18 protein-coding genes are annotated in these 21,522 nt (G+C 37.6%); 9 read left to right on the forward strand and 9 right to left on the reverse strand.

Annotated features, from left to right (window positions below; genetic code table 11):
- Nucleotides 1-2 precede the first annotated feature (2 nt).
- The 8 genes from ACFX4N_RS23150 (at nt 3) to ACFX4N_RS23185 (ending at nt 8,431) form a co-directional block, all read left to right on the forward strand.
- On the forward strand, nt 3-788 hold the full coding sequence (locus tag ACFX4N_RS23150; protein WP_013059869.1) for an endonuclease/exonuclease/phosphatase family protein: 786 nt from the start codon (nt 3-5) through the stop codon (nt 786-788).
- 291 nt (nt 789-1,079) lie between these two features.
- Nucleotides 1,080-2,180 (forward strand): glycosyltransferase family 4 protein, encoded by a 1,101-nt coding sequence (locus ACFX4N_RS23155; protein ID WP_192100748.1) that lies wholly within the window; start codon nt 1,080-1,082, stop codon nt 2,178-2,180.
- Nucleotides 2,177-3,115 (forward strand): glycosyltransferase family 2 protein, encoded by a 939-nt coding sequence (locus ACFX4N_RS23160; RefSeq protein ID WP_013059871.1) that lies wholly within the window; start codon nt 2,177-2,179, stop codon nt 3,113-3,115. Before ACFX4N_RS23155 ends, ACFX4N_RS23160 begins: the two co-directional genes overlap by 4 nt.
- Before the next feature lie 5 nt (nt 3,116-3,120).
- Nucleotides 3,121-4,836: a DUF6020 family protein gene (locus ACFX4N_RS23165; protein WP_244659746.1), complete on the forward strand. Its 1,716-nt coding sequence runs from the start codon at nt 3,121-3,123 to the stop codon at nt 4,834-4,836.
- The gene (locus ACFX4N_RS23170; RefSeq protein ID WP_013059873.1) at nt 4,836-5,171 is read left to right on the forward strand and encodes an EamA family transporter; all 336 of its coding nucleotides are present in this window, start codon (nt 4,836-4,838) and stop codon (nt 5,169-5,171) included. Before ACFX4N_RS23165 ends, ACFX4N_RS23170 begins: the two co-directional genes overlap by 1 nt.
- Nucleotides 5,164-5,496, forward strand: coding sequence for an EamA family transporter (locus ACFX4N_RS23175; protein ID WP_013059874.1), 333 nt, complete (start codon nt 5,164-5,166; stop codon nt 5,494-5,496). Before ACFX4N_RS23170 ends, ACFX4N_RS23175 begins: the two co-directional genes overlap by 8 nt.
- Nucleotides 5,497-5,526: 30 nt before the next feature.
- Nucleotides 5,527-7,029, forward strand: coding sequence for a murein biosynthesis integral membrane protein MurJ (murJ, locus tag ACFX4N_RS23180; protein ID WP_013059875.1), 1,503 nt, complete (start codon nt 5,527-5,529; stop codon nt 7,027-7,029).
- Between the two features lie 25 nt (nt 7,030-7,054).
- Nucleotides 7,055-8,431, forward strand: a complete 1,377-nt coding sequence (locus ACFX4N_RS23185) for an O-antigen ligase family protein (protein ID WP_192100746.1) — start codon at nt 7,055-7,057, stop codon at nt 8,429-8,431.
- Between the two features lie 27 nt (nt 8,432-8,458).
- On the opposite strand, the gene ACFX4N_RS23190 is transcribed toward ACFX4N_RS23185, so the two are convergent.
- The 9 genes from ACFX4N_RS23190 to ACFX4N_RS23230 all read right to left on the reverse strand — a co-directional run bounded on the left by ACFX4N_RS23190 (nt 8,459) and on the right by ACFX4N_RS23230 (nt 19,914).
- Complete coding sequence (locus tag ACFX4N_RS23190) at nt 8,459-10,258, reverse strand: cation:proton antiporter (RefSeq protein ID WP_192100745.1); 1,800 nt, start codon at nt 10,256-10,258, stop codon at nt 8,459-8,461.
- Nucleotides 10,259-10,488: 230 nt separating this feature from the next.
- A complete protein-coding gene (cydC, locus tag ACFX4N_RS23195) occupies nt 10,489-12,234 on the reverse strand; it encodes a thiol reductant ABC exporter subunit CydC (RefSeq protein WP_301264612.1) in 1,746 nt (581 codons plus the stop codon).
- Nucleotides 12,234-13,946 (reverse strand): thiol reductant ABC exporter subunit CydD, encoded by a 1,713-nt coding sequence (cydD, locus tag ACFX4N_RS23200; RefSeq protein ID WP_029319458.1) that lies wholly within the window; start codon nt 13,944-13,946, stop codon nt 12,234-12,236. The genes cydC and cydD overlap by 1 nt, the downstream gene beginning before the upstream one ends.
- Nucleotides 13,946-14,962: a cytochrome d ubiquinol oxidase subunit II gene (cydB, locus tag ACFX4N_RS23205; protein ID WP_043977563.1), complete on the reverse strand. Its 1,017-nt coding sequence runs from the start codon at nt 14,960-14,962 to the stop codon at nt 13,946-13,948. Before cydB ends, cydD begins: the two co-directional genes overlap by 1 nt.
- Nucleotides 14,949-16,355: a cytochrome ubiquinol oxidase subunit I gene (locus ACFX4N_RS23210; RefSeq protein WP_053487837.1), complete on the reverse strand. Its 1,407-nt coding sequence runs from the start codon at nt 16,353-16,355 to the stop codon at nt 14,949-14,951. Before ACFX4N_RS23210 ends, cydB begins: the two co-directional genes overlap by 14 nt.
- A 300-nt stretch (nt 16,356-16,655) precedes the next feature.
- The gene (locus ACFX4N_RS23215) at nt 16,656-17,111 is read right to left on the reverse strand and encodes a threonine/serine exporter family protein (protein ID WP_013059882.1); all 456 of its coding nucleotides are present in this window, start codon (nt 17,109-17,111) and stop codon (nt 16,656-16,658) included.
- A 14-nt stretch (nt 17,112-17,125) separates the two neighbouring features.
- Entirely contained in the window at nt 17,126-17,887 is a 762-nt protein-coding gene (locus ACFX4N_RS23220; RefSeq protein ID WP_013059883.1) for a threonine/serine exporter family protein, read from the reverse strand.
- Nucleotides 17,888-18,031: 144 nt separating this feature from the next.
- A complete protein-coding gene (locus ACFX4N_RS23225) occupies nt 18,032-19,042 on the reverse strand; it encodes a LacI family DNA-binding transcriptional regulator (protein WP_013059884.1) in 1,011 nt (336 codons plus the stop codon).
- A gap of 95 nt (nt 19,043-19,137) precedes the next feature.
- A complete protein-coding gene (locus ACFX4N_RS23230; RefSeq protein ID WP_192100743.1) occupies nt 19,138-19,914 on the reverse strand; it encodes an alpha/beta hydrolase in 777 nt (258 codons plus the stop codon).
- A 190-nt stretch (nt 19,915-20,104) separates the two neighbouring features.
- Between ACFX4N_RS23230 and ACFX4N_RS23235 the strand changes: the two genes are divergently transcribed.
- Complete coding sequence (locus ACFX4N_RS23235; RefSeq protein WP_192100742.1) at nt 20,105-21,490, forward strand: sugar porter family MFS transporter; 1,386 nt, start codon at nt 20,105-20,107, stop codon at nt 21,488-21,490.
- Nucleotides 21,491-21,522 lie beyond the last annotated feature (32 nt).

The following is a 21,522-nucleotide window of genomic DNA, read 5'->3' on the forward strand; positions in this document are numbered from 1 at the left end:
TAATGAAGCTATTAACGTTAAATTGCCACTCTTGGCAAGAGGAAAATCAGCTAGACAAGTTATCTTGTCTAGCTGAAGTAATTAAAAAAGAAAAATATGATGTCATTGCTTTACAGGAAGTAAGCCAAAAAGTAGACGCACCTTATGTATATGACTACATTCGTAGCGATAATTACGCTTGGCTTTTAGCAAAAGAACTGGGTAAGCAAGGTGAAGACTATCAATTGGTATGGGATTTATCTCATATAGGCTATGAAGTGTATGAAGAAGGAATTGCCATTTTAACGAAACACCCGATTATTGAGGAGCATTCATTTTTTGTTTCACAAACGTCAAATATTGACTATTGGAAAACGAGAAGAATTGTTGGAGCAACAATCGAATATGAAAAAGAACTCCTTACGTTTTATTCTTGTCATCTTGGCTGGTGGGATGACGAGGAAGAGCCGTTCAAGCAGCAAGTTGATACGCTGCTAGCTCATGTACACAAAGATAACCCATTTTTCCTACTCGGAGACTTTAATAATGACGCTCATAGACGAAATGAAGGTTACGACTACCTGTTGAGCCAAGGCCTCTATGATACGTATACTCTATCGAACAAAAAAGACAGCGGTATTACAGTTAAAGGTAACATTGCTGGATGGGATGATAATGAACGGGCACTGCGCCTTGATCTAATTCTATCGAGTCATGCGCAGGATATTCAGTCATCAACTGTGGTTTTTAACGGCATACATTATCCCGTTGTTTCCGACCATTTTGGGGTAAGCGTTGAAGTGAAATAAGTGACATAAAGCGAACGAATAGCGTTCGCTTTTTTTCGTGTGATTATGATGATGTGAAAATCATCTTCTTTACTGCTTTATCTATCGTTTTAGAAGTGTCCGATAAACTTTCGCATTTTAAAAAGTAGGTGTGCTATAATATTGTGATGTTGGCGATATGCAACCCATTTTTGCATGTTTATCGATGAAATCGCTCAACTTAATAGTAAGATGATACATGTAAGCTCTATTTAAATGAACACCCGTTGTCATTATCATAAACTAATAAAGAAAAATAGGTGTGAAACAATCATGAAAATTTTGTTGATTTCAAATATGTATCCTTCGGAACAATTCCCAAGCTATGGTGTATTTGTTCAAAACACTGAAAAAATTTTAGTTCAACATGGTATTCAAGTTGATAAAATTGTCATGCAAAAAAAGACAAGCAAATTAAGCAAGCTTTTTAGCTATGCTTCTCATTATGCTAATGTCGTCTTGACGGGCTTGACAAAAAACTACGACTACCTTTACGTACATTATGCATCTCATAATGCTCTTCCGCTGCTGATTCTTAAAAAGCTAAAGAAGAATGTGAAGATTGTGACAAACGTGCATGGTTCAGACGTTGTACCTGAAGTACCTTCACAGGAAAAGTATCAGCCTAGAGTAAATGACTTATTACAACATTCCACTAAAATTATTACTCCTTCTCCTTATTATAAAGGGCTCGTTGAAGAGAAATATAAGGTTCATAACTCAATCTATATTTTTCCAAGCGGAGGAGTGAATAAAGATCTGTTTCACCCTTATGCAGATAAAAGCAAAGCTTATCAAGAACTAAACTTGGACCCTACTATCCGTTATCTTGGATGTGTAAGCCGCATTGATGTGGGTAAAGGATGGGAATACTACCTGCAAGCAATTGCAAAAGCTGAACAACAAATGCCCACTTCTTACAAATACCTATACGTTGGAAGCGGAAAAGACGAAGCTGCATTTAAGGAAATGATCAAGACTCTGGGCCTAGAGGAAAAAGTCATCCATTTCCCTCTCCTTCCTCAGTCCTCTCTTGCTTACGTATATAATGCGATTGAAGCATTCGTGTTTCCGACCGTAAGAAAAGGAGAAAGTTTGGGCTTAGTCGGCCTCGAAGCTATGGCTTGCGGAGCACCCGTAATTGGGAGTCAGATTGGTGGTCTAAAAGATTACATTATAGACGGAAAGAATGGTCTATTCTTTGAGCCTAAAAATGTAGACGAACTAGCTTCACAGCTACAGGCTTTTATTAATCTTCCTGAAGATGTGAAACAGCAAATGTCTCAACAGGCGTTACAAACAGCAAACCGCTACACAGTAGATGTAATTGCTGAACAACTCCCAACAATTTTTTTTGATGAGGTGGAAAAATGAAAGTCGCAGTTTTAATTCCTTGTTATAACGAGGAAGTAACAATTGGAAAAGTAATTGACGATTTCAAACGCGAACTGCCTAGTGCAGATATTTATGTGTACGATAACAATTCAAAAGATCGCACAAGTGAAATTGCACTTGAACACGGGGCAATCGTCAAAAAAGAATTCAAGCAAGGAAAAGGAAACGTTGTACGTTCGATGTTTCAAGAAATTGATGCAGATTGTTATGTCATGGTAGATGGGGATGATACGTATCCTGCAGAATTTGTTCATCAATTAATTGAGCCTATTAGAAATCGAGAAGCTAACATGGTCATTGGAGATCGTTTATCAAACGGAACGTATCTCGAAGAAAACAAACGTGCTTTCCATAATTTTGGTAACAACTTAGTACGTTCTTTAATTAACGGCCTGTACAAAAGCAACATTAAAGATATCATGACAGGTTATCGTGCGTACGATAAATTATTTGTAAAATCAATACCTGTGATGAGCCCGGGATTTGAAATTGAAACAGAAATGAGTCTTCACGCGTTAGATAAACGCTTCCGCCTAAAAGAAATCGCGATCGATTATCGCGATCGACCTGAAGGCAGCGAATCGAAACTTAATACGTTCTCTGATGGATTTAAAGTGTTACGAATGATTTTTACGTTATTTAAAGAGTACAAGCCGCTTCAGTTCTTCTCCATTTGGACAGTGTTATTTATTGTCGCAGGATTAGCTGTTGGTGCTCCAGTACTTTATGAATTTTTTGATACAGGCTTTATTACCAAAGTACCTTCATCTATCTTAGCAACTGGATTGATGGTGTTAGGTGTTTTATCTTTCGTCTGTGGATTAATTCTAGATACAATCGCTTCATTAAATCGCAAGCAATATGAATTAGAACTAAATAAAAAAATTGAACAGATTGAACAAGTAGGAGAATAACAATGATGAAGAATAAAAAAAGTATTTTGCTGCTTACAGTAACAGCTTTAATTATTCTTATCGGTTTAAGTATTGGTAATCCAGACGGTGTTCAATATCTTTCCCTTTTTGCTGCACTTGTATTTACCATCATAAGCTCTATTTTTATTTATAAAAATAGAGCTTATGCTTCATTTAAACCGCTAGAATGGCTATTGCTGATTGTTTTTTCGTTTATCGTACAGTTTTCGCTTTTAGATAACTTACATATGACGAGCTCAACTATTTTTTCACTCGTTTTGTATGCCATCAGCCGTACTTTATTGGCAATGCTGCTGACGGCCGCTGTACTCAGCGCTATCAAACAGATAAACGATTTTCACTATAAATTTGCACACCCAAAGCGTTACCTAGGAATTGTTACGATTCTTATTTTAGCTGTTAGTCTATATTACTGGCTCGCCTTTTTCCCAGCGGCCATGACTCCCGATTCATTAGCACAGTGGAGACAGGCACATAACGGAGAATTTAACGATTGGCATCCTATTATGATTACGTGGCTGATTATGCTGCTGACAAAAATATGGGATAACCCAGGAATTGTAGCATTCACGCAAATTGTTGTTGTAGTAAGCATATACGCCTATACGTTTGACTTTTTCATTAAACGCAAAGCACACCCTGTTATGATTGGACTTTTAACAGCTATTATTGTCATTATTCCAAGCTTTTTAATCTTTTCAATTATTATTTGGAAAGATATTTTATACAGTGCTTTTCTGCTGTTTTTTACGGTGAATATTGCAAAAATCTATTTATCAGAAGGTGCTTGGATTAAAAGTAAAGCAGGCTTTTTCTTACTTTTACTTTCCGCATTTGGAGTAGCTTTCTTTAGACATAATGGTTTTCCTGTATTTGTTTTGACTTTCCTTTTAATGATCGTCTTATTCAGAAAAAATTGGAAACCTCTTGTCACGATTTTCTTAGTCGTCTTTATTTTACAAAAGATTGTTACAGGCCCTGTGTTCACTTGGCTTGATGTACAGCCTTCGGATCCAAATGAAGCTTTGTCTATCCCAACTCAACAAATCGCAAACATCATTTCAAATGATGGGGAGATGTCAAGAGAAGAGCGCGAATATTTTAATAAAGTGCTTCCTATTGAATTGTGGAAAGAAAAGTACAATCCATATAAAAGCGATCCTATTAAATTCACTTGGAAATACTACGACCGCGAGTTTATTTTTAATGATCTAGGTCTTTATTTTAAGAATTATGCTAGCATTGTCATCAAAAATCCTTATCTAGCAACGGAAGGCTTTCTCAAACAAACGGCTTTAGTATGGCAAATCAATCCTTTTAAAGATGGCTACACAGATACGTATGTAACCAACATTTATTACGGCAATGATTTAGGTCTTAAAAATAAAGTAATCGAGCCGTTTATTACGCATACTGCCAATGCTTACTTAGCTATTTTTAAGCACCCTGTTTTTACATTCTTATGGAAACCAGCTTTTTATCACTGTGTCATTTTATTATTTTCATTAATGCTAGTGATTCGAAGAGGAATTACGTCACTTATTATCGTCATTCCTTGGGCTCTTAACACGCTTTCTGTTCTTGCGGCATTGCCGGCTCAAGATTTTCGATATTTATTAGCAAGCGTATTTGTGTCTTTCTTCTTTATTGGTCTTCCTTTTGTCCGATTTGATCAGAAAGAAAGGGATGTGACCTCCTGATGGAGAGCAATTACAACAAAAAGCTAGGAATCACACTCATTATCGTGGCTTCCCTGTTTACAGCTGTTGGACAACTTTTTTGGAAGTTGTCCGAAGCTTCATTTAACTTAAATTTAATTATTGGTTTTTTTCTTTATGGATTAGGAGCGGTTTTTATGATTGCCGCTTTTAAATTTGAAAGAGTTTCCTTACTTCATCCATTTTTAAGCCTAGGATACGTAATCAGCATTGCTCTTGGTTTCTTTCTATTAAATGAAACTATTAGCCCTATGAAGCTGGTCGGTACTCTTATTATTATCGTAGGTGTAATTTTAGTAGGTGGCCAAGATGAATAGTATCCCGCTTTTAATTATTATGACCCTTTTAGGTTCAGTTGGAGCTGTCTTTTTCAAGTATATTTCTACGTATTTAAATGAAAAAAAGATAAAGCTAGCGCTTATTTGCTTTGTGGGTGGCGGCCTTTTTTACGGGACGGCAGCTCTGCTTAATGTGTATGTTTTAACGCTGTTACCTTATTCTATTGTATTTCCGCTCACGTCTATTACGTATATTTGGACATTAACATTCGGTTACTTTCTAATTAAAGAAAAAGTTACAACAAAACAAGTTATCGGCTGTATTCTTCTAATTGTCGGATGCTTCTTTATTGCTAATAGTTGATGAGATAACTTGAAAAGGTAGGAGTTTCGCATGAAAAACTTAAAATTCGCGAGCATTTTACTGCTCATATCAACATTATTTTTAAAATTTTCTAGTATGATTCGTGATTTAGTTATTGCTAACTATTTCGGTACAAGTTATATCGTCGATTCATACAACGCAGCAATGATCATTCCAAACGCTTTTATTTTATTTATGTTAACGGGGATGAAGGATGCGTTTATTCCTAGTTATTTACGTTATGAAAAAGAAAATAAAGGAAAGGTTCATTTGACTAATATTGTTAAATCAACCTTTCTTATTTGTTTCATTATTTCGGTTCTCGGATCAATTGCCGCTTTCTTTTACTTTCCCGCTTCGTATTCTAATTTTTCCAAAGCAGCAATTGAACTAGGAATTTATACGGGCGTTATGTACTTCCTATCTCTTTCACTAGTTGGAGTGAATGCCGTATACGAAGGTGTATTTGATGCACGAAGTCAATATTCTTTCTCCGTGTTTTCTCAAACGGTTGTCGTACTATTTACGATTTTAAGTACAATCCTATTACATTCAATTATGGGCGGCTATGCAATTGCTCTTGGCTATTTTATAGGAACAATTGCTTCTTTCTTAATTAAAGTTGTCTATTTTAAACCGCAGCATCTGCTGTTATGGAAGCAAAAAATTGACCGTGATGAAGTGGTGGCTTTTTATAAAGTATTCATCCCTGTTGGTGTGACCATTATGGTCGGTCAAATTAATTTAACTGTAAACTTCTTCTTTGCTGGCTCCTTTGGTGAAGGTGTTATTTCATACTTAAATTACGCCTTCAGACTTGTAAGTATTCCCCAGGCAATATTCGGGGTTACGGTCGCAACCATTATTTATCCGCTGATTGCAAGAGCCATTTCTGAAAAAGATGAAGAACGCTTTAAATCAGGAATTGAAAAAGGGATTACGTTTATGCTGATGCTGCTAATTCCGACGATTGTTATTATGATCTTTTATATGAAAGACATTGTAATGATTGCTTATCAGCGCGGTGCATTTGACGCACATTCAACGTTAAAAACAACGGATGTATCTTATTATTACCTAGGTTCGGTGTTTTTCTATTCGCTGCAAGCTGTTCTTGCAAAAGGATTTTATTCTCTTCAAAAAGGTTATCTTATTATGAGAGCAGGCTTATTATCCATTGTGTTAAATATCATCTTTAACATGATTTTCACTAAATTTATGGGATACCAAGGATTAGCACTTTCCATGTCAGTGGTTGCCTTTTTCTACACGGCCATCGTATTCGTTATGCTGGCAAAACAAATCAATCACTTCCATTACGGATATCTAGTGAAAGAAACAGGAAAAATTCTTTTAGCTTCCGTACCTGTTGCTATCGTCATGTTCTTCTTAAAGGACATCGCATTTTTGAATTCATTACATGTTATCTTACGATTTGGTATTGTCTGTATTGCAGGTGGTTTAGTATACTTAATGTCGACGCTATTATGCAGAGTAGAAGGTGTTATGCTTTTAGTTAAAAGAAAACGTTAATTCACGTAAAACAGGAGAGTACTATATGAAGAACACATACTGGTTATTTTTTCTGTTCGTTGGTTTTATTTCAATTCAGCCAATTATTGATATGCTAACGACGTACATGGTTTTGAACATGGATAGTGGTCTCTCAATTGGGGTTGTTATTCGCTTTCTATATATGATTTTTGCAGGTGTCCTACTTTTAGTGTTTGCCAAACAGTCAAAATGGGCTAGATATTCGATTATCTACCTTATTGCTTTTGCACTCTTTCTTGGACTCAATATCTACTTAAATCATCAATGGAAAGATCCTTATTATATTGGGCAAGAAATTAAATTTTTCAATAAGGTTGTTTATATGAACGTTACCTTACTTGGAATGATTGTGATGTTTTCACATTATCGATCGTCTGTGGATGTAAAAAGAATACTGAGCAAAAACTTATTGACTGCTTCACTCATCATCAGTATTGTTTTTATCGGTACAATGCTAACAGGTACAGCACTAGAGAGTTATCAGTATAATAAAATCGGATTCAAAGGCTGGTTTTATGCAGCGAATGAGCTAGGGGCAACCATTGCTATTTTGCTTCCTCTGACACTGCTTTTAGCTTTAGATAAAGTACGTTCGTTTTCAAAAGCTTATTACTGGATTCCTTTTATCTTATTAGCCGTTTCATCCATCATGCTTGGAACGAAAGTAGGCTTAGGTGCCGTTATTCTTTCTTTAGTTGTAGCAACAGTTATCTTATTTGCAAAATTATTTACGAATAAACGCAGCTTAATTAAAGCCAACTTAGTAATCTCAATTCTGCTTTTAATTGTAACCGGAGCAACTACTCCGATTTCTCCAGCTTATAAAAACACATATACGCACATCGATATGTTAGAAGCTAAAAAAGAGAAAACAGAGAAAGAAAAGCCGGAAAAGAAAGAAAAAGAAAAGCCTGCTAAAAAGAAAAAACAAAAGGAATCAAATTTAGATGACAAAGATATTCAAAATCTGATTCTAAGCAGCCGTGAGCAATTTTTAGCTCATCATAAGGAAGAGTATGCAAAAGCACCTATTGCACGAAAAATGATAGGTATGGGCTTTTCTGGTGACTATACCAAGCAGCTTCCGCCAAAGATGATTGAAATGGATTTTTATGATTTGTTTTTCTCTTTAGGTATCATCGGATTTTTACTATGGGTTCTTCCACTTCTAGTAGTTGGTTTAACCGTGTTGGTTCGATTACTTAAAGACCCATCACAGCTTCTGGATGAAAGCTTTATGATGTATAGTACAGCAATTGTATTAGCTCTTGGAATTGCTTTTGTAGCTGGGCATGTCTTCACCGCACCAGCCGTTACCATCTATTTTGCAGCAGCTGCTGCTTATCTGTTCGTCATTCATTTTAAACAAAAACAAGCATAAAAAACAGGCCATTGAAGGCCTGTTTTTTTATCTTTTTAATGGCTGAAGGCTTAATACCGTATCACCCGCATTAACGTTTATTTCTTGATCATGAGCAAAAAAACTCAATGCCTTTCCTTGCTTGCTCACTGCTAGTAAAAGAGAATCATCGCTTTTCTCCTCAAGATATGTTTCATACGTATATTTATCCGTAATTTTTGTATTGTAAATCGTATATCCGTGCTCCATTTTATGATGCAGAAACTCCCACGTAATTCCTTTCTTAAAGAGCATGCGTCCTCTTACTGTGTGCATAATTTCATCGACGTCTTCTCTTGGATCTTCTTGTTCACGAATGCTCAATTGAAAAACATTGTTCCGCCCCATATCTTGAAGAAAAGCAGTACAAACAAGCGCATTATATGCATCTAACTCAGTTGCAGCAATCACGTATTCATAAGGAGTTAAATCTAGATGATATTCCGTTTGCTCAGCTAGAACTTCTCCGTGATACACATCTACTTCCGCTCTGCGCGCAACTCTTAAACGCTCCCACGAAGAATCAGCAACTAATACTGGATAGCCCAGCTGTTTTAACTTGGAAGCAAAGGCAACCGTAAAATCATTGCTTCCTACAAGCAAAATACCAGGTTCTTCTCCAATTGATAAATCAAGCTTCTTAGCTAGCCATGAAAGGGAAAAACCGTGTGCACAAACCGTAGCAAACACTAAAGCAAATGTCAGAGTTGTTAGGATGGAAGCATCTTTAAATCCTTCATCAATTAGTACTTTCGCAAAGTAGCTCGAGACCGTTAACGCTACAATTCCGCGCGGGGCAATCCAGCCAATCAGTATTTTTTCTTTTATAGATAAATCTGTCCCTACCGTTGATAAAAAGATGGAGACAGGTCTGACAATAAACAGCATAAGTAAAACAAACAAAATAATATTCCAATGAAAAATTTCAGTAATGGTCTTCATCGTCAGTCCAGCCGTTAACATGATAAAAATAGTAGAAGTCAATAGAACCGAAATGTTTTCTTTAAAATGTCGCATATCACTAATAGATGAAATATGCATATTAGCAAGCGTAATCCCCATCGCTGTTACTGCTAGAAGACCTGTTTCATGCTTAATTTCATCAGCTACCGTAAAGCAGGCAATAACGACAATAAATACGACCGGAGATTTTAAATACTCTGGAATATGACCCTTTTGAAACATCCATCCTATTCCGCGGCCAAGAAGCCACCCTATTAAAACAGCAATAATAGAGGCTGCAAAGAAAAAGAGAATTGTTTTTCCACTCACTTCTCTCAGCACTAAAAATTGAACAATTTCAAACGAAAAAACGGCCAGCAGTGCACCAAATGGATCAACAATAATACCTTCCCATTTTAAAATCGCTGCTGGTTTTGGTTTTAATTTAGCTTGTCGTAAAAGAGGTAAAATCACGGTTGGACCCGTCACAATAAAAAGCCCTCCGATAACAATTGCCACCGCCCATGATAAATCCGCTATATAATGAGCAGCTAAAGAGCCTAAAACCCAAGCTAGCATGGCTCCGAGCGTCACAATGCGAAACACGGGCTTTTCGATTCCCCTTACCTCTCTCATGTCTAAATTCAAGCTGCCTTCAAATAAAATAACAGCTACAGCAATCGATACAAAAGGATCAAAAAGCTGAGCAAATTGTGCTTTAGGATCAATTAAACCTAAAATAGGGCCTGTTAGTAGTCCGATAATTGACATCACGACAATTGCTGGTAACTTAAATCTCCAAGCCAGCCACTGAGATAGAACTCCTAGTCCCACTACGAGCGTGATATGTATAAGCATAGGTTCCATTGTATCTTCCTTCTCTCGTTCGCATAATGTGTATATATTTTCCCTAAAATAAACCGATGTTATACAGGAAGAAACAAACACTACCTTGTTTTACCACTTTTTCAAAAATGCTAAACGCATACTCTTTTCTTTGAATCCAAGCTGCTTTCTTTCTTTCATTCGACACATATTTTACTCGTGTTTGTCGAATTTCACTTTATTATCAAATAATAAAAAGCCTTTAGCTTCTGCTAAAGGCTTTTTGCCGGATGATCCAATTCATATAGCTTTTGATAGTGACTGTTCGTCGCAAGTAATTCGTCATGCGTTCCTCGAATGGCTATCTTACCATCTTGCAAAAATAAGATTTCATCCATTTTTTCCATCCCAACTAAATTATGCGTAACCCAAATTAGGGTTTTGTCTTGAAGAGTTTCAAAGATAGTGGATAACAGACGCTTTTCAGTGATAGCATCCAACCCTGCAGTTGGCTCATCTAGCATAACAATTGGCGTATGCTGAAGCAGAACACGTGCTAACGCAATCCGCTGACGTTCTCCTCCCGAGAAGCGCTGACCTGTTTCGAGCATCGGCGTTTGATATCCTTGGTGCAAACCTTCCACAAGGGAGTGCATATTCACTTGCTTCATGGCCTCAATTACTTCTTCTTTTGTGGCCTCTTCATTAGCTAGTAATAAATTGTTGGCTACGCTTGTATTAAATAAATAAGGATTTTGATTTAATACCGAGATGAGTTTTGGTACATCTTCACGAACTTCAGCAACAGACTGACCGTTTAGCTGAACTGTACCTTCTGTAGGTACTAAGGAGCCTTGCAGCAACTTTAATAGAGTCGATTTTCCAGCTCCACTCTTGCCAAGAATCGCAATTTTTTTCCCTTGCTCGACTTGAAATGAAAGATCATGAATTACTGACTCCTCCTCATTACTATAGCGAAAGCTTACATGCTCAACTTTTAATCTAACCGAATTCCATGAACCTTTATAAGGTAGAGAAAGAGTATGTTTTTTCTTTTCGTTCACATCTTCCCAGTTCTTTTCCATTGCCTGTACTCTATTTAATGATTCTTCAAACTGAGGAATCTTTTCTACTGCATTAGATACTGGCAGCAGCGCTTCAGATAAAGGAAATACTACTAAAATAAAAGCAGCAATAAACACACCTGCAAGCTCTTTATCTGCAAAAAGAGAAGCCCCAAACCAAATCATTGTGACAATTAAACCTGCTACAACAAGTTGTCCAAACAATTCTCGATAATACGTCCATAGTTTAAGCTTACGATCCATGCCGTCTAACTCATTTTCTGTTTTGTTATACGAATGAAAAAATGACTGCTGCTGACCGCTTAACACCCAATCAGCCACTCCTAAAAAGCCGTCTGTGACCTTGGCATATAACTGTGCTTTGCTTGATTTATATCGCTGATTGGCTGCCTTCATATGCCAAAGGGAAAAAAGCGGCATCACTACTACTAATAAAAATAAATAGATGGCAATCAAACATGCAAACTTTAGGCTAAAGAATCCTAAAGCTACAATCGAAATAACGTATAAAATAACAGCTGAAATTGTTGGAAGAATGGTACGCAAGAATAAGTCTTGTAAACTTTCAATATCTTCCGCGAGAACTCCTAAAACATCTCCTGTTTGATAGCGAGATGTAGCAATTAACGGTTCAATCAAATGATAAAGACGTGTACGCATTTTAGCTAAAATACGAAGAATAAAATCGTGACTGACAAGACGCTCCGCATAACGGAAAGCGGCTCGGCTTAAACCAAATGTACGCACAAGTACAATTGGAACATACACCAATAAAATCGTTTCTGGCCGTAAGGAAGAAGCTGAAATCAAATAACCTGACGTGAACATTAACGCGCAAGCAGAACCAATCGTTAACATGCTTAGTAATAAAATAGAAAAGATACGATATTTATATGTTTTAAAGTAGGGCCATATCCAACTTTTATATTTCATCATATCTCCTCCTCTTCATGTAAAAATTGATAGTAAGCTCCTTTTTTTCGAATCAGTTCTTGATGATTACCGATTTCTGCAACTTTTCCGTCCTCTATTACAACAATGAGATCCATGTCTTTCATCCAATGCAGACGGTGTGTAGCTAAAATAAATAACTTCTCTTGGAACATCGTTAAAATATCTTGCTTTAATTCATATTCCGTTTCAATATCGACTTGTGCCGTTGGTTCATCAAGCATAATAATAGGGCGGTCGCTTAGAAATGCCCTTGCTAGAGCAATTCTTTGAGCTTGGCCGCCGCTAAGCTGCCGTCCTCCATCTCCGATCATTTCATTTTCCTTCTCAGACATCTGTTGAATCATAGATAAAAGCCCTGCTTTCGTTAAAGCATCTTCATAATCATATGAGCCGCCTCTATCTTGATAAAATTCAATATTTTCTTTTACTGTTCCATTAAAAATAAATGGATGCTGAGGGATATACGTAATCTGCTTTTGCCAAGCATCTGAGCGTAAATCAATTGGCACGCCGTTTACTTCAGCAGAGCCTTCTGTAGATTGCACAAAGCCGCTTAGTATATCAATAAGCGTCGATTTTCCAGCGCCGCTTTTTCCGATGATTCCAATTTTCTTCATTCCTTTAACATGCAGTGACACATCTTCAAGAGAAGGTGGATGCTCTTCGTCATATTTGACGGTGATATGCCTTAATTGAAGTTCACTGCTTTCAGTCCAACTAGGAACATCTTCTTTTTTAGTCGGCGTTTTTTCAGCCTGCTTCACAATCTTAAGTAATGCATCTCCGGATTCTTTTCCGTCTAATGTTGCATGGTAATCATTTCCTACTTCTCGTATCGGCAGGAAGTATTCAGGCGCCAGCAATAAAATCATAAGTGCAGGCTCTAATGTCATCGAACCATTCACCAGCCGCAAACCAAGCATAACAGCTACGATGGCTACAGATAACATCGTAAAGAAATCTAAAGCAAACGTAGATAAAAAAGCAATTCGGAGCGTTCCCATTGTCGCTTTTCGATAACGGTCACTGACTCTTTCAATCGTTTCAGCATGCTCCTTACTTTTCCCGAGAAATGTTAAAGTTTCTAACCCTCGAAGCGAATCTACAAAGTGGTTCGACAACACGTGATATGTCTCCCATTGGCTATCTATTTTTTTTTGTGCAGCCAGTCCGAGCAAAATCATAAATAAAATTAAAATTGGCATGGTCACAAGTAAAATAATGCCTGAAAGCCGATCATGATACCAAACGAAAGCAAGCACTAGCCAAGGTGTAACGCTAATGGCGGCCAGTTTAGGCAAAAACAGCTCGAGATAAGCGCGAAGCTTCTGTAGGCCTGTGGTGATGAGCGTCACCAAGTTTCCTGTTCCTTCATCTTTGGTAAAACGCGGTCCTAATGCAAAAATGCTTTTCATGACTATCAAACGCAGTTCCTGAGTCGTTTTGACTCCAAATTGATATGACGTTTTTTTCACTATAAAACCTATGATCTGACGAACCATAAAGGCAGACAAAAACAATCCGATTGCTTTTGTCTGCGAAGTTAAACTTTCACCATGAAAAAGAGCGGTAATTACTTCGGCGAGCCACTTAGCTTGAAAAATAATGGCTACACTTTGAATAGTAATAAGCCCTATTAACATGGCAAGAACCATTTTTATTCCGTTGTAAACCATTAAATTTCTACCCATTAATACTCCATATGCTCCTTATGATCTACACGCTTTCTGAAAACGTAGTAGCTCCAAATTTGATAACCTAACACAAAAGGCAGTAACGCAATAGCAGCGTAAGACATAATCTTTAAGGAATAATTCCCTGATGCTGCATTATGAATCGTTAAACTATAGCTTTCATTGATTGAACTAACCAAAACGGTTGGAAACAATCCTGCAAATATAGAGGAAATTGATAAAATCAAAATTAAGCCAGACATAGCAAATGCCCATCCGTCTTTTTTACGTGTAAGGAAAAATCCTGCTAGTAAATACACGAAAATACCGATGAAAAATGTATATAGCATCAAGCGGCTATGATTACTGAATAAATCTGTTTCAAAAAACGTCATGCCTGAAAAGATAAGAAGTAATAAGGCATTTATAGGCAAAAGCTTCATAGCGACTTTCCGTGAACGATCTCTAATATCGTCCATCGTACGGATCGTCGCAAAAATAAGTCCGTGCCATAAGCAAAGCATTGTTAACGTAACGCCGCCTGTGATGGTATATAGATTAACAATATCGGAAAAGCCGGCATTCATTTGCATGTTGCGCTCAACAGGCAGTCCTTTCATTAGCGCTGAAAATAAGATACCAAAAATGAGCGGTGGAAAAAGACTTCCAAAGAAGATAACCCAATCCCATGCATTTTTCCACGCTTGTTTTTCAACTTTCCCTCGAAATTCAAATGCTACACCGCGGCCAATAAGCGAAAGCAAAAGAAGAACAAAAAGAACATATGACCCGCTTAATAGCGTTGCATACCAGTTTGGAAAAGCGGCAAACATAGCACCGATTGCTGAAATTAGCCAAACTTCATTTGCATCCCAAAAAGGACCAATTGTATTAATAAAAGCTCGTCGCTCTAAGTCGTTTCTTCCTAAAAAACGAGACACCATGCCAATCCCAAAATCAAAGCCTTCTAAAAAGATAAAACCAACAAACAGAATGGATACTAGTAAATACCAGAATTCATTAAGAGAAAACATTGTATCCCTCCTTTGTAAACGGATCAGTTGATACTACTTTTGTATGTGCTTCGTGATCGTGATCTGGACCTTTTTTAATTTCTTTAACGAACAAGAACACCATAATCACAGCTAAAATTAAATAAAAGAACGAAAACGAGATAATAGAAAACAGCAATTCACCTGCTGTTACACCAGGAGACACGGCATCTTCCGTTTTCATATAGCCAAATACAACCCAAGGCTGACGGCCAATCTCTGTCATAATCCAACCTGCTGAGCTTCCAAGGAACGGAAAGGCAATGGCAATCGTCATAATACGTAAAAATAGTTTGCTTTCTTGAAGTTTTTTACGAGAAAGCAAGTACGTGCCCCAAATACCTAATGCACATAATACCCCACCTAGACCAGCCATAATGCGGAAACTCCAAAATGTTGTCCGAACGGGTGGAATATAATTTCCTGCTCCATATTTCGCCGTGTACTGCTCCTGCAGCTCGTTCATCCCAGGAACGGAACCTGAAAATTTCCCGTATGATAAGAAGCTTAATAAATAAGGTATTTTGATTTCACTCGTATTTTTCTTTTCATCGGGGTGAATATTTGCTGTTACCGTCCAAGCGCCTGGACTCCCGCTGTTTTCCCATAATCCTTCACTTGCGGCCATTTTCATCGGCTGTGTTTTAACTAAGTATCCAGCCTGTTCATGACCAGATAACGCAATTCCTACACCTGAAACTAACCCTACAATAATGGCAACTTGAAATGATTTTTTGGCAAAAGCCACATGTTTTTTCTTCAAGAGCATAATGGCACTGACACCCGTGATAAAAAAGGCGCCTGTTGCAAACGAACCTAAAATGGTATGAGGGAATTCAACCCACAGCTGACCGTTTGTTAACAATTTAAAGAAGTCATTCATTTCTAAACGTCCATTATTCAGCTCCATTCCAACCGGATGCTGCATAAAAGAATTAGCCGTTAAAATAAAGAACGCTGAAAAAATAGTACCTAGACTAACAAGCCAAATACATAGACAGTGCAGCCATTTAGGCAAACGATCCCACCCGAAAATCCACAGTCCGAGGAAAGTGGACTCCATAAAAAACGCGAGCAGTGCTTCAATAGCAAGCGGCGCACCGAATACATCTCCTACAAACCGTGAGTACTCTGACCAGTTCATGCCAAACTGAAATTCTTGTAAAATACCTGTTACGACTCCGACAGCAAAGTTAATCAGGAATAAGTGCCCCCAAAACTTTGCCATCTTTTTATACTGTTCATCTTTTTTTACTACGTACATCGTTTCCATGATCGCTACTAAAAAGACAAGACCGATAGATAGCGGTACAAAGATAAAATGAAACAGCGTCGTTGATGCAAATTGAATACGTGATAGTATAACTGTATCCATCTTCTTTCTCCTTTCATATATAAGAACATTCATCATTTCATAGATACTTTGCTTATTTCTGAGCATCTTTTACTTACATTGTGAAACATTGAGCATAACAATTCGAGATATATGCTCAATGTTTCACATACATATGTAATATCTCTCTTTCTATCTACATAGTATAGTCTATTTTTTTAGCTGTGCACGTACATTTTTTGAACGTTTTTAGACTAAAACGTGACTTTCTTGTGACAAAAAAGTGAAGGATCTCTTTATTTTTTTCATAAAAAAAGCACGCTCTGATTTGAGCTTGCTTCTCTACGGTCGATATTTTGCTTTGGCATTTAATTTAGATTGACGAATGATTTGGTTGATGACTTCAGAAAACACAATACCAATGGCAATTGAACCTGAAATCATAAAAGCTTTCGCTGCAAGACTAATCGCTTCATTATAGTTATTTTCTACAAAGTTACGCATGGCATCGTATGCTGTTCCTCCTGGAACTAGCGGAATAATACCTGCTACGGTGAAAATAATGATCGGCGTTCGGTAAATTTTTGCGTAAATTTGACTAATAATAGCAATAAAGAAGGCCGATGCAACTGTGCTTGGAATTTCATCTACGCCATAGAACGTTAGCAAATAGTAAATGAGCCAGCCAATCATTCCGACAAAGCCACTTTTTAATAATGATTCACGTGGAACATTAAAAATAATCCCAAATGCTGCTGAAGCAATAAAACTTGTAATTATCTGCTCTACGATATGCATATGATGCCTCCCTTCTATAGAAGCGTAAATACAATGGCAATACCTGCACCGATAGCGAATGCCGTCAGAAACGCTTCTGCTCCTTTTGATAATCCAGACAGTAAATGTCCTGCCATTAAATCTCGCACTGCATTGGTAATGGATAAGCCAGGAACGAGAGGCATAACGGATCCAATAATAATTTTATCAATTTGCGTGCCTAGTCCTGAAGCAACTAAAAGAGCTGATAAAAGTCCAATAACTAACGAAGCGGTAAACTCAGCAAAAAAGCGAATCGGAATAAGACGGTGGAAATACACCACGGTTAAAAATCCGAGACCTCCTGAAAACATAGCTGGAATAAAGTCCGACCATAAACCTTGAAACATGATTAAAAAGCATCCGCTAGAAATGGATGCAGCTGCAAGTTGAACCCATAGTGGAAAAGCTACGTTCGTTGCTTCAATTTCTTGTAGCATTTCATACGCTTCCTCCAAGGAGATGTTTCCTTGACTGATTGTTCTTGAGACGCTATTTACCATGGTTACTTTTTTTAAATCTGTCGTTCGTTCCGAAATACGAATTAACTTCGTTTTCGTCGGTTCTTTCGTTTCAAGTGAAAACATAATCCCTGTTGGCGTCACATAGCTGTGGGATTTTTTTATACCGTAAGACGCTGCAATCCGCATCATTGTGTCTTCTACTCGATACGTTTCTGCTCCGCTTTCTAACATAATTTTACCTGCTAGTAAGCTAACGTCCATAATTTCATATTTATCTAATTTTTGTTGTGTCATCAAATCGCTCCAAACATATTAAAGCTTGGTTTTTTCCCCTACAGCATACAGTGTATAAGAAAGAGGGAAGTGGACGCAATGGTTAATGCAAAAAAGTGTGGACTTTTTGTCTCACACTTTCAGGAATAGTATATACATTCCTTATCAATTCATACGTTTTGTGGTCTCGCGCTCTACTAATACAGGTGCCATTTTATACTGTATCTGATCTATTTCTTGCTGATCCTGAATTTGCTGAAGTAAGAGGTTTACTGCTTTTTCAGCCATTTTTTCCATCGGTTGACGGATAGTTGTTAGTGGAGGATGCGCTTCACTAGCTTCTGTAATATCATCAAACCCTATAACAGACAAATCTGCTGGAACGTGAAGCCCATTTTGCCACGCACAGTGTATCACTTTCAGAGCAATGTAATCCGTAGCACAAATAAGCGCAGTTGGAGGCTCTGGATGATGAGCTAGCTTATTTATAAACTGATATAGTTCATCTGAGTTATTCATATCTTCTTTCACAAACTTTGCGTTTGCTGACGGTACATACTGATAAAAAAGAGACAGACGGTGTTCGACTCCGCTTACAGCTTTTCCAACGAACCCTATATTCTTATGACCAAGGTCCGTTAAGTGAGCAACAGCTAATTGCATTCCCACCGCATCATCTACATGTACAATCGGCCAAAGTGCAGAAGAGGCGTCTCCTGTAAGAGAAACGTAAGGCGTTTGATATTGTTTTAATATATCTACAAACGGATGCTGAGCAGCTACATAGTCTAATAAAATGACCCCATCAAACCAATGGTTCATCATAACATTTAATTGACGCTCAGCCGTTGTTTCTTCGTAATCCGTGTGTCCAATAAGAACATCCATCCCTCGACTTTGGACTTGTTGCTGTACCTTTTTTAATAGTTCAATTAGAAACGGATCTTTTAAATCTCTAATTAATATCCCGATAATCCCTGTTTTTTGGGCCCGCAGAGCTGCCGCAAATGGATTCGTCTGATACCCTAAATGAGCTGCTGCTTTTAGTACTTTTTGTTTAGTTTTTTCACTGATTTTAATTTTACCGTCTTTATTATTGAAGATTCTTGATACCGTAGCTAATGAAACTCCCGCTTCTTTTGCTACTTCTGTAATCGTGACTTTTTTTCTCCCCATTCGTACCGACTCCTATTTTCTTTTAGTCTATCGACCAAGTAAACATTTTTCTTTATTATACTACTAGAAGCCGGAACCACCGAAAACTACCTTCCCTACTTTTCACTAAACAGCCACTTTAACACATCTTGAATTTTTTGATCCCAATATGCCCAGTCGTGACTTCCTTTTCCTTCTTCATATGTAAAACAAATAGGCTCTTGCTTACATCGCTCGGAAAAACGTTTATTTTCCTGATATAAAAAATCTTCCGTTCCACAGCATTGATAAATACGCGGAGTCACTTCTCCATAGCGCCGGCGATTTTCAAGCAGCCAGAAAAGATCATCTTCAGGTCTAATAACAGGCGGCATGCCAAAAATCAAAGGATAATCTAAGAACTGAACTTCTCCTCGCCCTCCAAGCCCTTCAACGTCCATCACTCCTGATAAACTGGCAGCTGCAGAAAATTGATGTGGTTTGCGAAACGCCCATTTTAAAGCGCCGTACCCTCCCATAGAAAGGCCAGCTACAAAATTATCTTCTCTTTTTTCCGATAATGGAAAGAATGATCTAGCCAATTGAGGAAGTTCTTCTGTTACAAACGTCCAATACTTTTTTCCATAAGCCATATCTCTATAAAAGCTACGATCTACATTTGGCATTACAACTGCAAGTCCTAATTCTGATGCGTAGCGTTCAACCGAAGTCCTTCTCATCCATATCGTATGATCATCAGAAAGACCGTGTAATAAATAGAGCGTAGGGTGTTTCTCACTTCTTGTATTGGTTTTTAAACCAATTTGACATTTTGTTTGCTGCGGTATCAAAACGTTCATTGAAGTACTTATTTGCAATACTTCTGAAAAAAAATCACATTGAATAAACGCCATATTTCTCTTCCCCCCTACTTTTTCTTCCCTATTGATTGATAACAAAACGTACATAATTCATATAAAAGTTAAAAAATAGTTTGATTATTTACAATTTTTAGTTTAACATAAAAACATCTTTTATGAAAACGTTTTACGTATAACGTTTTTTTAATTAAAATAGTGACCGAGATTCAAAGGAGGAATTTATATGGGGATAGTAAAAGTAACTTCTGACGAGTATAAGGAGCAAAAAGGAAATCTATTTTTCGTGATTTTCATTTCATGTGCAGCTGCTTTTGGAGGGTTACTTTACGGCTATGACACAGCCGTCATTTCAGGAGCTATTGGGTTGATGGAAGTACATTTTAATCTTAGTCCAACGATGGTAGGTTTTGTTGTATCTAGTCTGCTGCTCGGTGGTGCCGTTGGGGTACTTGCTTCAGGGAAACTGAGTGATCGATTCGGTAGAAAAAGCATCTTACTTTTAGCAGCTTCTTTATTTATCGTGTCCGCAATTATGCAAGCGCTATCTTCATCCATCTCTTTTGTGATTATTTCTCGAATTATTGGAGGACTAGGCATTGGTATGGCTTCTGTTCTTTCGATTACCTATATTTCTGAAATAGCCCCTCGGCACATGCGCGGCCGCTTAGGCTCTCTTTATCAATTTGCTGTTGCTGTTGGGATTGTTTCTGTCTATTTTGTAAATGACTACATTTTATCTATTGGGGAAGACGCTTGGCAGAATTCCACGGGATGGCGCTACATTATCGGCGCTTCTGGCATTCCAGCTCTTTTATTTCTTCTTATCCTTTCTACTGTTCCTGAAAGTCCGAGGTGGCTGGTAAAAGCAAACCGCACTTTAGAAGCTATGGACATTTTAATTAAAATCAATGGTACACACATTGCACGCCAAGAGCTGTATCATATTGAGCAATCGTTAAAAGAAAATCAACCGGCTTCTCTTTCGCTTTTTAAAGAGGCTGGTCTTCGAAAAGCGCTGCTTATTGGTATTCTACTTGCAGCCTTTCAACAGCTTGTCGGAATTAATGCCATTATTTATTACGCCCCGCAAGTTTTTGAAGCAGCTGGAGCTAGAGGAGATTTATCGCTCCTTGTTACGTCTATGATTGGTGTAGCTGCCTTTTTAGGCGTTCTTTGTTCCATGTGGCTTATCGACCGGATTGGCCGCAAAGCTTTATTGCTTATTGGCACAGCTGGTATGGCCGTTACGCAGCTTCTCGTTTCCTTTGGATTTCATTCTCAGGGTACTGAAGGGTTGACTACTAGTTTACTTATTGTTTTTTATTTATTTCTTTTTAATATTTCTATGGGACCGGTTGTATGGGTTGTGATTTCGGAAATTTTTTCTAATCACGCGAGAGGCTATGCAATGTCTATTTCTACGTTTTTCTTGTGGATAGCTAATTGGTTTGTATCTCAGTTTTTCCCTATCCTTTGGAACAAAGCTGGAGGATCTTTCACATTTTTATTCTTTATGATTATGTGTATTGCTTCATTTTTGTTTATATGGAAGTGGGTTCCGGAAACAAAAGGAAAGTCACTTGAAGAAATTGAACATATATGGAAATAAGAGAAGCCTGGGCATATGCCTCAGGCTTCTTT

Origin of the sequence: Priestia sp. YIM B13551 (assembly GCF_042787905.1) — a bacterium.
Taxonomy (GTDB): Bacteria; Bacillota; Bacilli; order Bacillales; family Bacillaceae_H; genus Priestia.